This is a genomic window from Palleronia sp., from assembly GCF_042089775.1.
In the GTDB taxonomy this organism is placed as follows: domain Bacteria; phylum Pseudomonadota; class Alphaproteobacteria; order Rhodobacterales; family Rhodobacteraceae; genus Palleronia.
On sequence record NZ_JBELKF010000068.1, the window covers coordinates 1 to 18,274 of the forward strand.

The 18,274-nt window shown below is 66.5% G+C and carries 18 protein-coding genes; 5 read left to right on the forward strand and 13 right to left on the reverse strand.

Annotated elements, in window-relative coordinates:
* Positions 1-285: 285 nt before the first annotated feature.
* The 8 genes from ACFDS3_RS14670 to ACFDS3_RS14705 all read right to left on the reverse strand — a co-directional run bounded on the left by ACFDS3_RS14670 (position 286) and on the right by ACFDS3_RS14705 (position 8,793).
* Entirely contained in the window at positions 286-516 is a 231-nt protein-coding gene (locus tag ACFDS3_RS14670; protein ID WP_375263101.1) for a hypothetical protein, read from the reverse strand.
* Between the two features lie 217 nt (positions 517-733).
* The gene (locus ACFDS3_RS14675; RefSeq protein ID WP_375263102.1) at positions 734-940 is read right to left on the reverse strand and encodes a cold-shock protein; all 207 of its coding nucleotides are present in this window, start codon (positions 938-940) and stop codon (positions 734-736) included.
* A gap of 1,294 nt (positions 941-2,234) precedes the next feature.
* Entirely contained in the window at positions 2,235-3,029 is a 795-nt protein-coding gene (locus ACFDS3_RS14680) for an ABC transporter permease subunit (protein ID WP_375263103.1), read from the reverse strand.
* The gene (locus tag ACFDS3_RS14685; protein WP_375263104.1) at positions 3,026-3,892 is read right to left on the reverse strand and encodes an ABC transporter permease subunit; all 867 of its coding nucleotides are present in this window, start codon (positions 3,890-3,892) and stop codon (positions 3,026-3,028) included. Before ACFDS3_RS14685 ends, ACFDS3_RS14680 begins: the two co-directional genes overlap by 4 nt.
* The gene (locus ACFDS3_RS14690) at positions 3,889-4,983 is read right to left on the reverse strand and encodes an ABC transporter ATP-binding protein (RefSeq protein ID WP_375263105.1); all 1,095 of its coding nucleotides are present in this window, start codon (positions 4,981-4,983) and stop codon (positions 3,889-3,891) included. Before ACFDS3_RS14690 ends, ACFDS3_RS14685 begins: the two co-directional genes overlap by 4 nt.
* Positions 4,984-5,022: 39 nt before the next feature.
* The gene (locus tag ACFDS3_RS14695; protein ID WP_375263106.1) at positions 5,023-6,105 is read right to left on the reverse strand and encodes a polyamine ABC transporter substrate-binding protein; all 1,083 of its coding nucleotides are present in this window, start codon (positions 6,103-6,105) and stop codon (positions 5,023-5,025) included.
* 25 nt (positions 6,106-6,130) lie between these two features.
* On the reverse strand, positions 6,131-7,441 hold the full coding sequence (locus tag ACFDS3_RS14700) for an NAD(P)/FAD-dependent oxidoreductase (protein ID WP_375263107.1): 1,311 nt from the start codon (positions 7,439-7,441) through the stop codon (positions 6,131-6,133).
* A complete protein-coding gene (locus ACFDS3_RS14705) occupies positions 7,441-8,793 on the reverse strand; it encodes a glutamine synthetase family protein (RefSeq protein ID WP_375263108.1) in 1,353 nt (450 codons plus the stop codon). The genes ACFDS3_RS14700 and ACFDS3_RS14705 overlap by 1 nt, the downstream gene beginning before the upstream one ends.
* Positions 8,794-8,905: 112 nt before the next feature.
* Between ACFDS3_RS14705 and ACFDS3_RS14710 the strand changes: the two genes are divergently transcribed.
* On the forward strand, positions 8,906-9,595 hold the full coding sequence (locus ACFDS3_RS14710; protein ID WP_375263109.1) for a GntR family transcriptional regulator: 690 nt from the start codon (positions 8,906-8,908) through the stop codon (positions 9,593-9,595).
* Between the two features lie 239 nt (positions 9,596-9,834).
* Here the strand turns inward: ACFDS3_RS14710 and ACFDS3_RS14715 are convergent, their stop codons facing one another.
* The 5 genes from ACFDS3_RS14715 to ACFDS3_RS14735 form a co-directional block, all read right to left on the reverse strand.
* The gene (locus tag ACFDS3_RS14715) at positions 9,835-10,653 is read right to left on the reverse strand and encodes a hypothetical protein (protein ID WP_375263110.1); all 819 of its coding nucleotides are present in this window, start codon (positions 10,651-10,653) and stop codon (positions 9,835-9,837) included.
* A 101-nt stretch (positions 10,654-10,754) separates the two neighbouring features.
* Positions 10,755-11,540, reverse strand: coding sequence for a glucosamine-6-phosphate deaminase (gene nagB / locus ACFDS3_RS14720; RefSeq protein WP_375263111.1), 786 nt, complete (start codon positions 11,538-11,540; stop codon positions 10,755-10,757).
* Positions 11,541-11,543: 3 nt separating this feature from the next.
* Entirely contained in the window at positions 11,544-12,644 is a 1,101-nt protein-coding gene (locus ACFDS3_RS14725) for an N-acetylglucosamine-6-phosphate deacetylase (protein ID WP_375263112.1), read from the reverse strand.
* Positions 12,641-13,351: a GntR family transcriptional regulator gene (locus ACFDS3_RS14730; protein ID WP_375263113.1), complete on the reverse strand. Its 711-nt coding sequence runs from the start codon at positions 13,349-13,351 to the stop codon at positions 12,641-12,643. The genes ACFDS3_RS14725 and ACFDS3_RS14730 overlap by 4 nt, the downstream gene beginning before the upstream one ends.
* A complete protein-coding gene (locus ACFDS3_RS14735) occupies positions 13,344-14,246 on the reverse strand; it encodes a BadF/BadG/BcrA/BcrD ATPase family protein (RefSeq protein WP_375263114.1) in 903 nt (300 codons plus the stop codon). The genes ACFDS3_RS14730 and ACFDS3_RS14735 overlap by 8 nt, the downstream gene beginning before the upstream one ends.
* A 278-nt stretch (positions 14,247-14,524) precedes the next feature.
* On the opposite strand from ACFDS3_RS14735, the gene ACFDS3_RS14740 reads away from it, so the two are divergent.
* The 4 genes from ACFDS3_RS14740 to ACFDS3_RS14755 form a co-directional block, all read left to right on the forward strand.
* Positions 14,525-15,784: an ABC transporter substrate-binding protein gene (locus tag ACFDS3_RS14740; protein WP_375263115.1), complete on the forward strand. Its 1,260-nt coding sequence runs from the start codon at positions 14,525-14,527 to the stop codon at positions 15,782-15,784.
* Positions 15,785-15,842: 58 nt separating this feature from the next.
* Positions 15,843-16,811 (forward strand): carbohydrate ABC transporter permease, encoded by a 969-nt coding sequence (locus ACFDS3_RS14745; protein ID WP_375263116.1) that lies wholly within the window; start codon positions 15,843-15,845, stop codon positions 16,809-16,811.
* Between the two features lie 49 nt (positions 16,812-16,860).
* Positions 16,861-17,691: a carbohydrate ABC transporter permease gene (locus ACFDS3_RS14750; RefSeq protein WP_375263118.1), complete on the forward strand. Its 831-nt coding sequence runs from the start codon at positions 16,861-16,863 to the stop codon at positions 17,689-17,691.
* Positions 17,692-17,695: 4 nt separating this feature from the next.
* On the forward strand, positions 17,696-18,274 hold a 579-nt coding region (locus ACFDS3_RS14755), incomplete at its 3' end, for an ABC transporter ATP-binding protein (protein ID WP_375263117.1).

Genomic DNA, 18,274 nt, shown 5'->3' on the forward strand with positions numbered 1-18,274 from the left:
GAAAGGTTCTCAATGGCTTAGCCGAGGCGTGAGGCCAACTGCGATTGCCCTGCGGCGAGGTGAACGATGGAGCAGTCTGCCCCGCCGCCGCCGCAGGGCCGTCTCGGCACTCGTCCCGTCCATCGACTGTGGCGCGGTGCCCCAGTGCAGGTCCCTATCGGAAGGTAAAGATAGCGGAGTTCACACGCCTGTCAGGCTCGGCTGTGACTGCACAGTTCGTGGCCCAGCCTTTTCGGGATGCACGTCCACGTGGACGTGCAGGAAGATTTCGCGGATCGGCTCCGCTCAGTTCGCCGGCTTCGCCTTGGCGCTTTTCTTCTTCGGCGTCTTCTTGACGCCGGAGGCAATCCTTGTCGCTTCGGAGGCGTCGCGCTCGGCCCGCGCCGCGCGGAGTCTCGCTGTCTTTGACTCCCGGGCAGCCGTCTCGGAGTCGATGATCCCCATGGCGATCTTCGTGATGGTGTCGGCCTTGGATTCCGCCTTCGACGGGCGGAAAAGAGTGTCCTTGGTCACCATGTGAATCTCCTGTGATTGGAAGAATAGCCGAAGATCTGAACCGATAGGCTGGAACGCGAAGCCGGATCGGCTCTTCTGGAAGCCGCCTGGCCTCGGCTGATCGTGCTGTAGCTTTCTGGTCTCGTAAGCAGGAGTCGCATTCGCAAACCGGATGGGCGAAGCCCGCCGAGGCAGAAGGAGAACAGGGCGGACAGAACTCCGCCCTGCCTCAAAGTCATTACGCCAGGGCGAGGTTGGAGGCGGACTCGCGGCCATCACGGCCGGATTCCACATCGTAGGTCACCGCCTGGTCGTCGGCGAGGCCGGTCAAGCCAGCGCGCTCAACGGCAGAGATGTGGACGAAGACGTCCTTGCCGCCAGTCGAAGGCGCGATGAAGCCGAAGCCTTTGGTGGGGTTGAACCATTTCACGGTGCCATTGGCCATATCCGTGGTCTCCTGTTTAATATGCTGCCCGCAGAATGCGGCAGCCCGGCATTGTCAGTCTGGTCGATCGCTGAGAGCCGGTTTAACGGAGACAGAGGTTCGAAAAAGAATAACGTTCGCCCAATACAGATGGGGCGACGCACCGCCTTTGACAAGGGGCTGCGGTAGAAGCCGTGCATTTTCCTGAGATTGGCTCGCGATTTTTCGGATGTGCTAGCGGGTATACCGGGCGTGACCGTCATTCCGGGCGGTGCCAAGTTTTGCCCGTGCTGCGTCGTTCTGTTGATCCTCACAATCTTTGGCTGGACCCATGAAGGGGAAATGTGCCAGCCCGTGAATATCAGCTCCTCCCCTGCGCGCCGGGCGCCCTGGTGATCTAGCCCTCTGGGTGTCGACCTTACAGATTGTGCAGTCGCAAGGCGTCGACGATGGCGCGGCAATGCTCTTCGCTCTTGCGGGGGGCTTCCTCGGCCGAACGGCGCGCCGTGGGACCGTCGTCGCAAGGAGGAGAGCTTCGGGGTTGGTCGCCATGAAAATCAGCGTCAGGTGACTGTTGGCCCAGAGATTGGCCCAGAGAGTCGCTCGCCCGGGGGACGTGGCGGTCGTCGAGCCCGGCACCGGACAGCTGGCCCGTGACGCGGCCGTCATCATCGTGGTAAACGGCGCGCAGTCCGTCGCTTCCTCTACCTTCGCGAAAGCGCTCTTCCGAAGCGGGCAATTTGTCCAGCTCAAAAGAGCGGTCTTGGACGGGCCCAGGATCGGGTAAAGGTGCGCAGAAACTCGATATCGCGCGCGCCGCATTCCCAGGGCTTGGCGTTGTCCACCTACAGCAGGGCGTTGGCCCGTTAAAGCGACGCGTTCGCAAACGTGGCGATGCGCGCGCCCTCCTTCAAAACGGGATCTGAAATTCCCTTACTCACCGAGGTGCCGCGAGTTTACCGGCCGGCTTTGCCCTCGCAGCTCTCGCAAGAGTCCGCGACCATGAGAAGGCGCGCGGCTTGGACGATCCTTTCGTCCTCCCGATGCCTAAGCAGATGGTCAGCAGATGCCCATCCGGCTCGATCTCGGGCACCTTGGCCGTACAGCGGCACGCACCTCGTGCACCGGACGGCGGGTCCCGGCAAGAACGTCATCAAGGTTCTCGGACTGCAGGGCGTGGTAGCCGAAAAGCGGAGAGTACTTTCTGGCGCCGACGCATTCGCTCGGAACTGTCCTTACCGGCGATCAGTCGTTGCGGCGCGAAGACGAGCGTGCATTGCCCCGAAGCGGTATCTTCACAGGTCCGCGACTGCTGTCAGTCCGACTTCTGCCGCCGAGCTGTCAGCCACGCGGCGACCAGGACGAGGGCGCCGACGAGCGCGATCATCAGCGTCGCCAATGCGTTGACCTCGGGGCTGACGCCAAGGCGCACCTTCGAGAAGATCACCATGGGCAGCGTGGACGAGCCCGGCCCGGCCACGAAGCTGGCGATCACGACGTCATCGAGGCTGAGCGTGAAGGCCAGGAGCCAGGCCGAGACCAGCGCCGGCGCAAGGGCGGGCAGGGTCACGTCGAAGAAGACCCGCAGGGGGCCGGCGCCCAGGTCCTGCGCCGCATCCTCGACCGCGCGGTCGAGCGTTACCATCCGCGCCTCGATCACCACGGTCGCGAAGGCGGTGCCGAAGGTGGCGTGGGCGATCACGATCGTCAGCAGGCCCCGCCCTCCGGGCCAGCCGATCAGCCCCTCCATCGCGATGAAAAGGAGCAGAAGCGACAGCCCGATGATGACCTCTGGCATCACCAGCGGCGCGGTGACGAGCCCGCCGAGGATCGCCCTGCCCGGTCCGCGCCGCACCAGAACCAGCGCGGCCAGGGTGCCCAGCACCGTGGCGATGGAGGCTGAAAGGAACGCGACCTTCAGGCTGATCCACGCGGCCCCGATGATCTGCGGGTCCGACAGCAGGGCCGCATACCATTTCGTAGAAAAGCCGCTCCAGACCGTGACGAGGCGGCTCTCGTTGAAGCTGTAGATCACGAGGCTGAGGATCGGCGCGTAGAGGAACACGAAGCCCCCGAAGACCGCGGTGCGCAGTGCGAGCGAACCCCTCATGCCTGTTCCGCCCGGCTCTGGATGCGGCGCAGTAATGCGATTGGCACGGCCAGCACCAGCACCATGACGATCGCGACAGCCGAGGCGACGGGCCAGTCGCGGTTGAGGAAGAACTCGTTCCACAACACGGTGCCGATCATCAGCGTGTCAGGACCTCCAAGAAGGGCCGGGATCACGTATTCCCCCACCGCCGGGATGAAGACCAGCATCGACCCCGCCAGCCCCCCCGGCACCGACAGCGGCAGGGTGACGGTCGCGAAGGTCGTCAGGGGCCGCGCGCCAAGATCGGCGGATGCCTCCAGCAGGTCGTCTTCCAGCCGCGACAGCGTGGCGTATAGCGGCAGGATCATGAAGGGCAGGTAGGTGTAGACGATCCCCAGATAGACGGCGATGTCCGTCTGCAGGATCACCAGCGGCTGATCGATCAGGCCCAGCGACATCAGCGCGTTGTTCAGCACCCCGTTCGCCTTGAGGATCCCGATCCACGCATAGACGCGCAGCAGGAACGAGGTCCAGAAGGGCAGGATCACCAGCATCAGCAGAAGGTTGCGCCGCCCCTCGGGCGCGCGCGCGATGGCATAGGCCATCGGATAGCCGATCAGCAGCGTCAGCACTGTCGAGATCGCCGCGATCCGCACCGAGGACAGGTACGACACGAGGTAGAGCGGATCCTCGGCCAGAAAGATGTAGTTGCCGAGGTTGATCGCGATGGTCAGCACGCCATCGGCCCACTCCCACAGGGGCAGGTAGGGCGGCATGGCGATGGCGGGCTCGCTGAACGAGATCTTCAGCAGCACCGCCAGCGGAATGACGAAAAACAGTCCCAGCCACAGGAACGGGACGAGCGGGACGAGCCGCCTCACGAGGGCAGAACCACGGCGGACTGGCCGGAAAAACCCAGATGGACCCGGTCGCCATGGGCAATCGCCTCGGCCTCGGCGCGCTCGCGGTTCGATCGGCTGATCCGGACCGTCTTGCCACTGTCGAGCCGTACCAGAAAGACCGAGGCCGCCCCGTGATAGACGATGGTCTCGACCGTGCCGGTCAGCCGGTTCTCCAGCCCTTCGATCGGCGTGCGACCGATCACGATCTTCTCGGGTCGCAGGGCCACGGCGACGGACTGCCCGACAGAGCCTGTGACGGCGTGGGGGATGCGGATCGGGCCGCCGGCCTCGGGGCTGTCGATCACGGCGTCGGTGTCGCGATCCTCGGTGATGGTGCCCTCGAACAGGGTGACGGTGCCGATGAAGTCGGCCACGAAACGCGATTGCGGGAACTCGTAGATCTCGTGCGGCGTGCCGACCTGCACGATCCGCCCCTCGCGCATGATGCCGAGGCGGTCGCCCAGCGTCATCGCCTCGTCCTGGTCGTGGGTGACGACGATGAAGGTGATCCCAAGCGTCTCCTGGATCTTCTTCAGCTCAAGCTGGGTCTCTTCGCGCAGCTTGCGGTCGAGCGCGCCCAAGGGTTCGTCCAGCAGCAGCAGCTTCGGCCGCCGGGCCAGCGCACGCGCAAGGGCCACGCGCTGCCGCTGGCCGCCGGATAGCTGGTGAGGCTTGCGGGCGGCGAAGCGCTCCATCTGCACCAGCGCCAGCATCTCGGTCACGCGGGTCGCGATCTCGGCCCGGGGCAGACCGGCGCGGCGCAGCCCGTAGGCGACGTTCTTCTCGACGCTCATATGGGGAAAGAGCGCGTAGGACTGGAACATCATGTTCGTATCGCGGGCGTGGGGCGGGACCTTCGACAGGTCCTGCCCGTCAAGGGCGATGCGCCCGGCGGTCGGGGCCTCGAACCCGGCGAGCATCCGCAGAAGCGTGGACTTGCCGCAGCCCGATCCGCCCAGAAGGCAGAACAGCTCGCCGCGGCGAATGTCGAGGGACACGTCGTCGACGGCGTAGGTGGCGCCGAAGAACTTGGTGACGTTCTCGATGCGAAGGAGGGGGGTGTCTGTCATGGGTGTGTCCGGGCCGCCGGTGAAGCGGCCCGGCATGCCTCAGCGGCCGGTCTTGAGCGTGGTCCACGCCCGCGTCAGCGACCGGTCGTAGCGGGCGCTGTGCGGCTTGGCCGAGTACATCTTGGCCAGCGTCGTCTCGGGCGGGTAGATGCCGGGATCGTTGCGCACGTCCTCGGACACCAGCGGCGTCGCCTGCTTGTTGGCGTTCGCGTAGAACACCGCGTCCGACACCGCCGCCGTCACCTCGGGGCGCAGGAAGTAGTCGATGAAGGCATAGGCCGCGTCCGGGTGCGGCGCGTCGGCGGGGATGGCCAGCATGTCGAAGCCAAGCTGCGCGCCTTCCTCGGGGATGACGTAGCGGATCTCGATCCCGTTGCCGGACTCGGCGGCGCGGTCCTTGGCCTGCAGGATATCGCCCGAATAGCCGACCGCAAGGCAGATGTCGCCGTTCGCGAGGTCGTTGATATATTGCGACGAGTGGAAGTAGCGGATGTATGGCCGGATTTCGGACAGCAGCGCCATCGCCTGATCGAGGTCGCCCGCATCCTCGGACGTCGGGTCGAGGCCAAGGTAGTTCAGTGCGGCGGCCGTGATCTCGGACGGGCTGTCGAGCAGCGCGATGCCGCAATCGGCCAGTTTCTCGGCATTGGCGGGGTCGAAGACCAGCGACCAGCTGTCGAGGTTCGCATCCTCGCCCAGCCGCTCGGTCACGGCGGCGACGTCATAGCCCGGCCCGACCGAGTACATCATCCACGGGATGCCGAAGGCGTTGCCGGGATCGTTCGCCTCGATGATGCGCATGATCTCGGGGTCAAGGTTGCCGTAGTTTTCCAGTCGCGACTTGTCGATCTCCTGGAACACGCCGGCCTGCGCCTGCCGCGCCATGAATTCGAGCGAGGGCACCACGAGGTCATACCCGGTCGAGCCCGCGAGCAGCTTGGCCTCGACCACCTCGTTCGAGTCGAAGACGTCGTAATTGACGCTCGTGCCGGTCTCGGACTCGAAGCCGGGGATCGTGTCCTCGGCGATGTAGTCGGACCAGTTGTAGAAGTTGAGCGTCTCTTGCGCCTGCGCCGTCAGGGGCAGGGTCAGCAGCAGGGCAGTCAGGGTCGTGCGGCTCATGGCAGGCTCCATGCGGGGGGTGAATTCAGACGCCCAGTCGGTCGCGCGCGGCATACCACCACGAGCCGAGGACGGAGTAAGGGACGCGGAAGGTCCGGCCGCCCGGGAAGGGCAGCCAAGGCAGGTTCGCGAACATGTCGAAGCGCGAGAGGTCGCCGTTTATCGCCTCGCCCAGGATGCGCCCGAACAGGTGCGAGCCGACCACCCCATGCCCCGAATAGCCGTGGGCGAAGTAGGTGGACGGCCCGATCCGGCCCATCTGCGGGACGCGGGTGAACGAGAGGGCGAAGTTGCCGGACCAGGCGTGGTCAATCCGGGTGGACTTCAGCGACGGGAACACCCGCTCCATCGATCGCACCAGCTTGCGCTTGATGTCCCTGGGGTCGGTGCCGCCATAGACGCTGCCGCCGCCGAACAGCAGCCGGTTATCGGCAGACATCCGATAGTAATCAAGGATATAGCGCACGTCCTCGACGCAGGTGTCTGCGGGCATCAGGGCGCGGGCGCGATCCGCCCCCAGCGGTTCGGTCGCCATCACTTGGGTCGAGACGGGCATCACCCGCCACTCCAACCCCGGCACTACGCCCTTGAGGTATGCATTGCCGCAGAGGACGAGCGTGCGGGCATGGACTTCGCCGTTCGCGGTGCGGATGACGGGGCGTGCGCCGTCGGTGTCGGCCGAAATCACCGGCGACATCTCATGGATCGTGCCGCCGAGCCGTTCGACCGCCGCCGCCTCGCCCAAGGCAAGGTTCAGCGGGTGCATGTGCCCGCCCTTCGTGTCGATCATCCCGCCGCAATAGAGGTCGGTCGCGGCGTGCTGGCGCATCTCGTCGCGGGTCAGCATCTGCAGGCTGTCCAGCCCGTAGGAGGCCCAAAGGTCACGCTTTTCGCGAAGCTCGCGCATGTGGCGGTCGTTGAAGGCGGCAAAAACGTTGCCCTCCTTCAGGTCGCAGTCGATCCCGTAGCGCGCCACGCGGTCGCGGATGATCTGCCCGCCTTCCATGAACAGCGCGGCGACGTTTTGCGCGACCTCGTCCCCGAACCGGCGGCGGAAGACGTGCAGTCCCGCGTTCAACCCGTTGACGATCTGCCCGCCATTCCGCCCCGAGGCGCCCCAGCCGATCCGCGCACCCTCGATCAGCGTGACCGAATGGCCCTGCTCCAGCAGCGTGATCGCGGTCGAAAGCCCCGAATAGCCCCCGCCGACGACGCAGATATCGACCTCGTGCCGCCCTTCTAGGCGCGGGCGCAGAGGGGCGGGGTTGGCCGAGGCGGCGTAGTAGCTTTGGGGGTAGGCGCCGGTTCCGGCGTAGGGATGGGTCACCATGTCCATCACACGGCCTCGAGATAGGAGTGGTATTCGAAATCGGTCACATGACGGGTGAAGCGGCCAAGTTCCTGCCGCTTGCACTGCTCGAACATGCGGCGCAGGCGGCCCGAGAAGATGCGCTCTCCGTGCTCGCCCCGCGCAAAGGCGTCGATGGCCGAGGCCCAGTCGGGGGGAAGCCGGTCGAGCCGCATCGAGTAAGCGTCGCCCGTGACGGGATCAGGGGGCGTCCATTCCTCTTCGATGCCCAGAAGCATGCCGCCCAGGATTGCGGTCAGGACAAGGTAGGGGTTGGCATCCGCGCCGGCGACGCGATGTTCGATCCGGCGTGCCCGGTGATCGCCGCCGGGGATGCGGATTGCGACGGTGCGGTTCTCGTACCCCCAAGCGACGCTGGCGGGGGCGTGGGCGCCGGGCAGGAGGCGGCGGTAAGAGTTCTCGTGCGGGGCAAAAATCAGCCCCAGTTCCGGCATGGTGCGCAGAAGCCCCGAGACCGCGTTGCGCATCAGTGGTGTGCCGTCGGGACCGCCATCGTCGAAGAGGTTCCGCCCCTCGGCGTCGATCAGCGAGACATGGGCGTGCATCCCCGACCCGGCGCGGTCGCCGTAGGGCTTGGCCATGAAGGTCGCCGCAAACCCGTGCTTGCGGGCGAGGCCGCGCACCAGCCGCTTGAACAGCACAGCATCATCCGCTGCTTTAAGAGGGTCGGCCAAGTGCTTGAAGTTTATCTCGAACTGGCCTGCGCCGTTTTCCGATATAGCGCTGTCGGCGGGGATGTCCTGCGCCCGACAGCCGTCATAGATCTCGTTCAGGAGCGAGTCGAAATGCTGAAGCTCGTCCAGCGACAGCGCCCCGTCGGAATCCAGCCGCTTGCCCGTCACCGGAGACCGAGGCGGCTGTGGCGCGGACTTGCTGGGATCGACGATGTAGAATTCGAGCTCCGTCGCCACGACGGGCGTCAGCCCCCGCTCGGCAAAGCGCGCGACGACCGAAGCCAGCGCCCGTCGCGGATCGCCGGCGAAGGGGGTGCCGTCCTCGTTCAGGGTCCAGAGCTGGACGAAGGCGGTGGGCCGCTCGGTCCAGTTCACAAGGCTCGCGGGGCGGCCGGTATGCTCGCAGATCCCGTCGGCGTCGCCGGTGTCGAACACGAGGTCCGACCCTTCGACGTCCTCCCCCCAGATATCCATGCCGAGCAGCGACAGCGGCATCCGCAAGCCGCCGTCGCGGACCTTGTCGATCTGGTCCGCGGGCAGGCGCTTGCCTCGCATGACGCCGTTCAGGTCGCAGATGCAGGCGAAGATCGCGTCCACCTCGGGGTGGTCGCTTTCAAGTCGCTCGATCGGCGCCGTCCTGTCCATGCGTTTGATTCTCTCAAATTGTGATACCATTGTGCCGCTTGTGATATGACTTCTGGACTCCTGTCAATCTCCGTGGCACGTCAGGCGTGCGGAAAATATGGGATGCCTCCGAATGCAGCAGACCCCGCTGCCCCCGATCGACCGGACGCCCGCGATGACGGGGCAGGAATATGCCTATCGCCGGCTGCGCAACGCGGTGATGGCCGGCTGGCTGCCGCCTGGCGCTTCGCTGACGATCCGCGGCGTGGCGGAGCTTTTGGATCTCAGCCCTACTCCGATCCGCGAGGCGTTGCGCCGGCTGAGCTCGGAGAATGCCATTGAGGTGCTGGGGAATCGCCGCCTTCGCGTGCCTGACATGACGCCGGCGCGGTTCGAGGACCTCGTGGCGCTGCGCGTTGCGATCGAGACGCACGCGGGCGCGCGCGCGCTTCCACATGTCTCGGACGTGGTGATCGACGAGATGGCCGAGACGGACGCCCGCATCGCCGCCGCGCGCGAGGCCGGCGACCTTGATCGGGTGACGGCGCTTAACCACGCGTTCCACCGTCGGCTATACGAACTGCCCCCGGACCAGGCCTCCATGCCGCTGATCGAGAGTGTCTGGCTGCAACTTGGGCCGTTCCAGCGTCTTGCGCGCGAGGACGTGGACGCGGCGCGCATTCAGGACGCGCATCCCGCGATCCTTTCGGCGCTGGTCAGCCGCGACACCGACGCTCTGGCGGCAGCCATCACGCACGATATCCGCAGCGTTGCGGAGGTGACCGCACCGAGGAATGCCGTGGCTACGACGCTCCCGACCTAGAACAGCGCAAGGGGCGGCGGGCCGCTTCGTTCCGTGACGCTCCGTGCGTCGGCCTGGCTGCAAAGCGGAACGCCTCGCGATCGCATTGGCGACGCGGCAGAAGAACCGTCGCTGTTGCCCGCTCGAAGATACGGCGCTGCAGCGGATGACGCTCAAAACCGCATCCCCGCCATGCGTCGTTCGGAGACCTAAGCCGCAGGACGGTCTGCGGACAGCTGAGCCAGAAGAGCCTGAATGCCTCAGATGCGGAGGGACTCGGGCCGCACATGCCCGGCCGGCGATACGCGCCAGATCAGCGTGCTGCCGTCGCTGCGCAGACTGCCACGGGCATAGGGGGCGCCGAGGCGCAGGCGCATGGCAGTGACGTCATCGGCTGGCTTCGGTGCCTTGCCGTGACCGAGATTTGCCCGCTCCCATTCACGCAAGCCGTGCACCACTCGCAACAAGCCGAGGCGCGCCGTGGTGTCGATCGCTTCGGGCACTGTGAGCAAGGCATACTCGGTCCACAGCCGCGCATACCCGTCGCTTCCGAGTATGATCTCGGACCCGGCAGGAGCGAATTCGCGGCGACGCCGGCCCTTATCAAGACTCGCAGGATCGATGGTCAGGGCGGTGCTCGCCAGATCTCGCACCTGGGTAGTGCGGCGCTGGCGCATACGGTCGATGATCGGTCCGGTCTGGGGAAGGGAGAGCTTTGGCAACGGCGCGGGCAGGAAGGCGCCGGCTCCGATCCGTTGACGCGAAGCCGGACCCTGCAGGTGGAAGCAGTCGGCGAATTCAAGGCTGTCGATCGCGTAGCGGCGACCGTGCCTCGCGATGCGCAGGTAGGTCATCGCCGCTACGGGAAAGTCGTGATGGTCCAGATCCGGTCCCGCGCGATGGACGAACCGGCGGCGCAGGTGGGACAAGGCGCGCGCCAGCGCACCCTTGGTCAGCTCACCGTGGCGCAGGAGGCGCCGGATTTCGTCTGACAGCGCGCGGGCAAACCAGCCGGCATCGCTGAGATCCGCCAGCACCTTGTTCGGCCGCTCCGAGACCGAGGTCGCCCCGTCGATCACCCAAGCGTGGAGGACGCCTTCCCGGTGCAGGAGGCCGAAGGCGTCGTCGCTCGGCGCACGGCTGGGCGCGCTGTGCAGGATCTCGACCGGAGCGGCCGGACTCAAAGAAGGTCGCGATAGCCGTCCCACTTTTCCTCGTTGCTGCAGACAAAGCGGTAGTAGTCGGTGTCTTCAAGCTCGGCGGCGGCTTCGGCGTCCAGCACGACCTTGCACGACGTGTGAAGCTGGATCGCCGAGGCGCTGACGCGCGAGGTCAGCGGCCCCTCGACCGCGCGCGCCACGACGGCCGCCTTGGCGGCGCCCGAGGCCAGGAGGACCAGTTCGCGGGTGTCGAGGATCGTGCCCACGCCCATGGTCAGCGCGCGTTTCGGAACGGCCCCGCAGTCGCCGCCGAACATGCCCGCGTTCTGGCGGCGCGTCGTCGGCGTCAGGATCTTGTCCCGGGTGCGGGACCGCAGCGCCGAGAGGGGCTCGTTGAAGCCGATGTGACCGGACTCCCCGATGCCGAGAAGTTGCAGGTCGATGCCACCCGCCGCGGCGATCTTGGCCTCGTAGTCGGCGGCGGCGGCGGCTAGATCGCTCGCCATGCCGTCCGGCAGATGCGTGCGTGCGGGATCGATATCCACATGGTCGAACAGGTGATGCCGCATGTAGCTTGCGTAGGAGTTCGGATCTTCGGGCGGCAGGCCCACGTATTCATCCAGATTGAATGTGGTGCAGCGTGCGAAGGAGACGCCGCTTGCGACGACGCGCGCATAAACCTCTTCCATGGTGCGGCCGGTGGCGAGGCCGAGGACCAGGTCCGGCTTTGCGCGCAGGCGCGCCTCGATCAGGCGGGCGGTCAGGGCCACGGCGCGGTCCCTGTCGGGGCAGGGGATCACTTCCATGCGTTACCTCGTTCGGGAAATGTCGTGGCCACCCGCGATCACGCGCGTCAGGGTGAGCGTCTCGTCCAGAACCACGATATCGGCGCGGGTGCCGGGGGCGAGACGCCCGATATCGGTCAGGCCGAGCCAGTCGGCGGGAATGGTCGACAGCCGTCGCGCAGCCTCGTCGAGGGGCAGGCCGATGTCGACCAGGTTGCGCAGGGCCGCGTCCATGGTCAGGGCGGACCCCGCAAGCGTGCCGTCCGGCAGGCGCATCGCGCCGTTCGCCTTCTCGACGTCGAGCGAGCCAAGGCGATAGCTGCCGTCCGGCATCCCCGCGCCGCCGGTGGCGTCCGTCACGCCGTAGAGGTTCGGAATTGCGCGCCGGGCAGCGAGGATCGCGCCTGCCTCGACATGGACGAGGTCCGGGATGATCTCGGCATAATCGGCATGGGCGAAGGCCGCACCACACAGGCCATTGCCGCGGTGCGCCAGGGTGCTCATCGCGTTGAAGAGATGCGTGACGCCTGCGCCGCGTTCCAGCGCCGCGCGCGCCTGCGCATAGTCGCAGAGCGAATGGCCAAGCTGGGCGCGGATGCCGGCCGCGGCGAGCGCGTCGAGCAGCGCGCCGCCATCTTCCTCTTCGGGGGCGAGGGTCATGATGCGGATCGGTGCGCGCTCGGCCCACGCCTTCAGTTGCGTGACATCCGCGTGCCGCGCGAAGGGCGGCTGCGCGCCCAGCTTGTCCGGGTTGATGAACGGCCCTTCGAGATGCGCGCCCAGCACGCGGGCACCGTCCTGTGGCGGATCGGCCATGACGGCGGCAACGGCGTCGAGAAACGAGTCGAGGTCCTCGGTCGGGGCGGTGACCGAAGTTGGACAGAAGGCGGTGGTGCCGTGCCGGGCGTGAAGACGGGCGGCCGTGCGGATCGCCTCGGCGCCCTCCATCATGTCGGCCCCGCCACCGCCGTGAACGTGGCAATCGACGAAACCCGGGAGGATGTAGGGCGGCCGGGGCGCGCGCGTTGGATCGCCCTCAACCGCGTTGATCCGCGTGCCGTGCGTGATCCGGCCCATGACCCATCCGTCGGGGGTCAGGATCGAGCCGTCGAAATGGTCGGTCATGTCAGCTCCGCTACGAAGTCCCAGCGATCGCCGCGGAAGGTCGAGCGGGTGAACTCGACCGCGCGATCCTCGGCGGTATAGCCGATGCGGGTGATGAGAAGGGCCGGCGCCCCGGGCTGCACCTCGAGGAGGTTCGCGGCGTAGGGGTCGATGGCGATGGCAGTCAGCCTCTGGACGGCGCGAACCGGGCGCATCCCGCGCTCGTCCAGCGTGGCGTAGAGCGAGTCCGAGGCGAGCGCGGGATCGGGCAGCGCCTCGCTCAAGATCGTCGCCGCTTCGAGCGCGAGGGGCTGACCGTCCGCTGATCTCAGTCGGGTGATGCGCGTGACCGGATGTCCCGGCGCCAGCCCGAGGCCGATGACCTCTTCGGGGCTGGCGCGGCCGACGCTGCTGTGGACGAGGCGCGACTGTGCCACCATGCCGCGGGCGGCGACGTCCTCGGAGAAGCTCGTCAGGACCGACAGGGGCTGCGAAACGCGCTTGGACACGAAGGTGCCCGCGCCGCGGCGCTGCTCGATCAGGCCGCGGTGGCTCAGCTGCTCCATCGCCTTGCGCACGGTCACGCGGCTGACGCCGTGAAGCTCGGCCAGTGTCCGCTCGGGCGGCAAGGCGGCGCCGGGCGACAGCTCGCCGTCCTCGATCTGGCGGGCGATGCGGTCCGACAGTTCCCGGTAGAGGGGCGTGGCGCTTGCCGGACCGCTAGCCATCCTGACGCTCCAGCTCGGGCACGACCTCTTCGCGCCAGCCGCGCCGCGCCATCAGCGCGAGCCCATCGAGCGCATTGCCCCGCGGCGGTGTCAGGCGCGCGGCCAACCGGGCAGAGAAGCGGGGGGCAAAGACCGGCCCAAGCCCCCCGAGGAGCGAGACCGGCCCCCCGTCGTCGATCGCGCCGATCGCGAGTTCGAGCTCTTCGGTGGCAGCGGCCATGATGCGGGTGGCTACGCCGTCCCCGGCGGCAGCGGCGTCGATCACAACCGGGGCCAGGGTGGCGAACCTCGTGGCATTTGCAGCGGAGAGCCACGTCTGGATCGCGTTGAACTCGTCGCCGACACGAGAGCGCAGCGCGTCGAACAGCGTCGACGCATCAGGAAGGCGGCCGTCGAGGTGCCGGCTGTAAAGCGACACGGCGCGCCGGCCGATCCACGCGCCGCTGCCTTCGTCGCCGATGGAAAAGCCCCAGGCGCTGGCGCTCGACACCCTGCCGTCCTGACCGAGCGCGTAGGCAGCGACACCCGTTCCCACGGCGAGGACCACGCCGGGCCGGCCGCCATGCGCCCCCAGAAGGGACGCGAACCCGTCGGTCACGATGACGATGTCGGCGCAGCTCTGGCCGCCCATGGCGCGGAACTGCGCCTGCCGTTCAGGAGATCGGCCGCCCGCAAATCCGCAGACAAGCCGCGCCGTCGTCAGATCCGCCCCCGTAGCCGAGGCGAGAGCGTCGAGACCCGACGCGACGTTGCTCCAGGCCTGCTCAACGCCAAGCGTCAGGCTCGACGGGCCCGAGGCGGCCTCGGCCAGGGTGGTGCCGTCGACGCCGATGGCGCGAAGGCGCGTTCCACTGCCGCCGCCGTCGATGGCAACTACGTCGATCTGTTGGCGCATGCGTGTCCACGCTCCTCGGCTTGTCTGCGAGGCTACAGAGCGGCCTCGACTGCGGCAATACCAAAGATGAACATTGGTATCGGCCTGCATAGACATTGGACTTGATAATGGTTTGACCATCCGCAATGCTCGACCTCGTGAACGATCTGCCTTGACGGCCACGGGCGTCAGGAGGTCGCGCAATTTTCGGCGTGTCCCTGGCGCGCGCCGGCCGTCGATACCGCGCTTGCCGCGGGACGTGCGGACAGACCAGGCCAAGCAGAACAGGGAAGTACGAAATGAAACATATCATGATGAAGACGACGGCCACGGCCGCCCTCTGCCTCGCTGCCGGTGGCGCCATGGCGCAAGAGGTGACGCTGACCATCGAAAGCTGGCGGGCCGAAGACCAGGCGATCTGGGACGACACGCTGATCCCCGCCTTCGAAGAGAGCCATCCCGACATCAACCTCGAGTTCACGCCGACCGCGCCGACCGAATACAACGCCGCGCTGAACGCCCGGCTCGAGGGCGGCACCGCGGGCGACCTGATCACCTGCCGGTCTTTCGATGGATCGCTGCCGCTTTACGAGCGGGGGCAGCTTGCGGACATCAGCGATCTGGAGGGGCTGTCGAACTTCCCCGATTTCGCCAAGGCCGCGTGGTCCACCGATGACGGCGAGGAGACCTTCTGCGTCCCGATGGCTTCGGTCATCCACGGCTTCATCTACAACGCCGACGCCTTCAACGAGCTGGGCCTCGAAGAGCCCAAGACGGTCGAGGAGTTCTTCGCGGTCCTCGACGCGATCAAAGAGGACGGCACCTATATCCCGCTCGCCATGGGCAGCGCGGACCAGTGGGAAGCCGCCACGATGGCCTACACCAATATCGGCCCGAACTACTGGAAAGGCGAAGAGGGGCGCCAGGCGCTGATCGACGGCGAGGCCAAGTTCACGGACGAAGAGTTCGTGGCCCCCTACGAGCAGATGGCGCGCTGGACCGACTACATGGGCAACGCCTACCAGGCGCAGAGCTATTCGGACAGCCAGAACCTGTTCACGCTGGGCCGCGCCGCGATCTATCCCGCCGGTTCGTGGGAGATCACCGGTTTCAGCGACCAGGCCTTCTTCGAGATGGGGGCTTTCCCGCCGCCGGTGCCGTCCGAGGGCGACACCTGCTACATCTCGGACCACACCGATATCGGCATCGGCATGAACGCCAATACCGATCATCCCGAGGCGGCGCGGACTTTCCTCGAGTGGGTCGCGAGCGCCGAGTTTGCCGCGCTCTACACGAATGAACTGCCGGGCTTCTTCTCGCTCTCGAACGCGGAGTTCGAGGTCGAGAACCCGCTGGCACAGGAGTTCATCTCGTTCCGCGACGAGTGCGAGTCGACCGTGCGCGTCGCCAGTCAGATCCTGTCGCGTGGCGAGCCGAACACCTGGAACACCATGTGGGTGAACAGCGCGAACGTGCTGAACGAGACGATGACCCCGCAAGAGGCGGCGGCGGATCTGCAGCAGGGCCTCGAGTCCTGGTACGAGCCGCAGCAGAACTGATCCCGGACCGCGCCCGTCCCGACCGGGTCGGGCGCACTCCCGTTCCAGAGGACAATCCATGACCGAGATCGTCGAGCAGGCGACCGGCCGCAGCCGGACTACGCGTCGCCGCCGCAAGACGGGCGGGATCACGCATATCGTCGTCTTCCTCGCACCGGCCCTGCTGATCTACTCGATCTTCTCGATCTACCCGCTGATCGAGAGCCTGCGCCTCAGCCTCTTCGACGGCCAGCCCGACGGCAGCGCCGTCTGGATCGGGCTCGGCAACTATGAGCGGCTGCTCTTCAACGCAAACTGGGCTGTGCGCTTCTGGAACGCGCTCTGGAACAACCTGATCCTGTTCTTCATCCACATGATCGTGCAGAACCCGCTGGGCCTGCTGCTGGCGGCGCTCCTGTCGCTGGCGCCGCGGTTCGGGGGCACCTACCGCACACTGATCTTCGTGCCGACGCTTCTGTCGGTCGTGATCGTGGGCTTCGTGTGGGAGTTGATCCTGTCCCCGCTCTGGGGCGTGGCCGAAGGACTGATGTCCGCGGTCGGGCTGGGCTGGCTCTATGCGCCGTGGCTGGGGCTGGAAGGCTCGGCGCTGACGGCGGTGTCGATGATCTCGGTCTGGCAATATGTCGGCATCCCGATGATGCTGATCTACGCGGCGCTCCTGTCGATCCCGGACGAACTTCTGGACGCAGCGCGGGTGGACGGCCTGTCGGGCGCCGCGATCTTCTGGAAGGTCAAGCTGCCGCTGATCCTGCCCACGCTCGGGATCGTCGCGATCCTGACCTATATCGGCAACTTCACCTCGGCCTTCGACCTGATCTACTCGATCCAGGGCGTGCTGGGGCCGCCGGATTATTCCACCGACATCATGGGTACGCTGATGTTCCGGACCTTCTTCGGGCAGCAGACCCAGATCGGCGATATCTACATGGGCGCGACCGTGGCCTGCATGATGTTCTTCATCATCCTGATCGGCGTGACGATCTACCTCGTCGGCGTGCAGCGCCGCCTGACCCGCTACGAGATGTGAGGAGCGCCGCATGAGCACCGTCGACACCACCCGCGCGCGGCGCGGCCGGATGGGCCGGTTGGGGGCCGCCGCCGGGGTGCACGCCGTCCTGCTGACCTACACGATCATCGCGATCTTCCCGGTGCTGATCGTGGTGATGAACTCGTTCAAGAACCGTCGTGGCATCTTCACCGAGCCCCTGGCCTTTCCCCGGGCCGAGACCTTCAGCACCGAGGGCTACAGCACCGTCCTGACCGAAGGGAGCTTCCTGCTCTACTACGGCAACTCGCTGATCGTGACGGTGGTGTCGCTGTTCCTGATCCTACTTCTGGGGGCGATGGCCGCGCACGCGCTGTCGGAATACCGCTTCAAGCTGAACACCCTGTTGAGCATCTACATGATCCTCGGGATCATGGTGCCGATCCGGCTGGGCACGGTTGCCATCCTGCAGCTGATGGTGGACCTGAACCTCGTGAACACGCTGGTGTCGCTGATCCTCGTCTACACCGCGCAGGGGCTGCCCGTCGCCGTCTTCATCCTGACCGAGTTCATGCGGACGCTCTCGCGCGACATCAAGGACTGCGCCCGCGTCGACGGGCTGTCGGAATACCGCATCTTCTTCGAGGTCGTCCTGCCGCTGATCCGCCCCGTTCTGGCGACCGTCGCGGTGTTCTCGATGATCCCGATCTGGAACGACCTGTGGTTCCCGCTGATCCTCGCCTCGTCGGACGCCACCAAGACGGTGACGCTGGGCGTCCAGCAGTTCATCGGACAATACACCGTCAACTGGAGCGCGGTCCTCGCCTCGCTCTCAATCGCGATCCTTCCGGTGCTGGTGCTGTATGCGATCTTCTCGCGGCAACTCATCTCGGGGATCACGGCCGGCGCGGTAAAGGGATAAAGCAATGGCTGAACTGGTTCTGAAAGACGTCCGCAAGCGCTTCGGCAAGACCGAGGTGATCCACGGTGTCGACCTTGACGTGAAGGACGGCGAGTTCGTCGTCTTCGTCGGACCCTCGGGATGCGGCAAGTCCACACTTCTGCGCATGATCGCGGGGCTGGAAGAGGTCAGCGGCGGCGACGTGGTCATCGGCGGCGAGCGCATGAACGAGATCGCGCCCTCGGACCGGGGCATCGCGATGGTGTTCCAGTCCTACGCGCTCTACCCGCACAAGGACGTCTACGGGAACATGGCCTTCGCCCTGCGCCACGCCGGCGAGGACAAGGCGGTGATCGACGAGCGCGTGCGCAAGGCGGCCGGCATCCTCGGCCTCGAGCCCCTGCTGAAGCGCCGCCCCAAGGAGCTTTCCGGCGGTCAGCGCCAGCGGGTCGCCATCGGCCGGGCCATCGTGCGCGACCCTGCGATCTTTCTTTTCGACGAGCCGCTGTCGAACCTGGACGCGGCTTTGCGCGTCCAGATGCGGGTCGAGATCCTGCGCCTGCACCAGCGCCTGAAAACCACGATGGTCTACGTCACCCATGAC

What these genes read in the sequence shown, in the direction of transcription:
- ACFDS3_RS14690 (WP_375263105.1), bottom strand. Translation starts at nt 4,983, where the DNA reads ATGACAGACACCCCCCTCCTTCGCATCGAGAACGTCACCAAGTTCTTC.
- ACFDS3_RS14680 (WP_375263103.1), bottom strand. Translation starts at nt 3,029, where the DNA reads ATGAGGGGTTCGCTCGCACTGCGCACCGCGGTCTTCGGGGGCTTCGTG.
- ACFDS3_RS14710 (WP_375263109.1), top strand. Translation starts at nt 8,906, where the DNA reads ATGCAGCAGACCCCGCTGCCCCCGATCGACCGGACGCCCGCGATGACG.
- ACFDS3_RS14725 (WP_375263112.1), bottom strand. Translation starts at nt 12,644, where the DNA reads ATGACCGACCATTTCGACGGCTCGATCCTGACCCCCGACGGATGGGTC.
- ACFDS3_RS14750 (WP_375263118.1), top strand. Translation starts at nt 16,861, where the DNA reads ATGGGCCGGTTGGGGGCCGCCGCCGGGGTGCACGCCGTCCTGCTGACC.
- ACFDS3_RS14670 (WP_375263101.1), bottom strand. Translation starts at nt 516, where the DNA reads ATGGTGACCAAGGACACTCTTTTCCGCCCGTCGAAGGCGGAATCCAAG.
- nagB (WP_375263111.1), bottom strand. Translation starts at nt 11,540, where the DNA reads ATGGAAGTGATCCCCTGCCCCGACAGGGACCGCGCCGTGGCCCTGACC.
- ACFDS3_RS14705 (WP_375263108.1), bottom strand. Translation starts at nt 8,793, where the DNA reads ATGGACAGGACGGCGCCGATCGAGCGACTTGAAAGCGACCACCCCGAG.
- ACFDS3_RS14740 (WP_375263115.1), top strand. Translation starts at nt 14,525, where the DNA reads ATGAAACATATCATGATGAAGACGACGGCCACGGCCGCCCTCTGCCTC.
- ACFDS3_RS14745 (WP_375263116.1), top strand. Translation starts at nt 15,843, where the DNA reads ATGACCGAGATCGTCGAGCAGGCGACCGGCCGCAGCCGGACTACGCGT.
- ACFDS3_RS14695 (WP_375263106.1), bottom strand. Translation starts at nt 6,105, where the DNA reads ATGAGCCGCACGACCCTGACTGCCCTGCTGCTGACCCTGCCCCTGACG.
- ACFDS3_RS14675 (WP_375263102.1), bottom strand. Translation starts at nt 940, where the DNA reads ATGGCCAATGGCACCGTGAAATGGTTCAACCCCACCAAAGGCTTCGGC.
- ACFDS3_RS14700 (WP_375263107.1), bottom strand. Translation starts at nt 7,441, where the DNA reads ATGGACATGGTGACCCATCCCTACGCCGGAACCGGCGCCTACCCCCAA.
- ACFDS3_RS14735 (WP_375263114.1), bottom strand. Translation starts at nt 14,246, where the DNA reads ATGCGCCAACAGATCGACGTAGTTGCCATCGACGGCGGCGGCAGTGGA.
- ACFDS3_RS14730 (WP_375263113.1), bottom strand. Translation starts at nt 13,351, where the DNA reads ATGGCTAGCGGTCCGGCAAGCGCCACGCCCCTCTACCGGGAACTGTCG.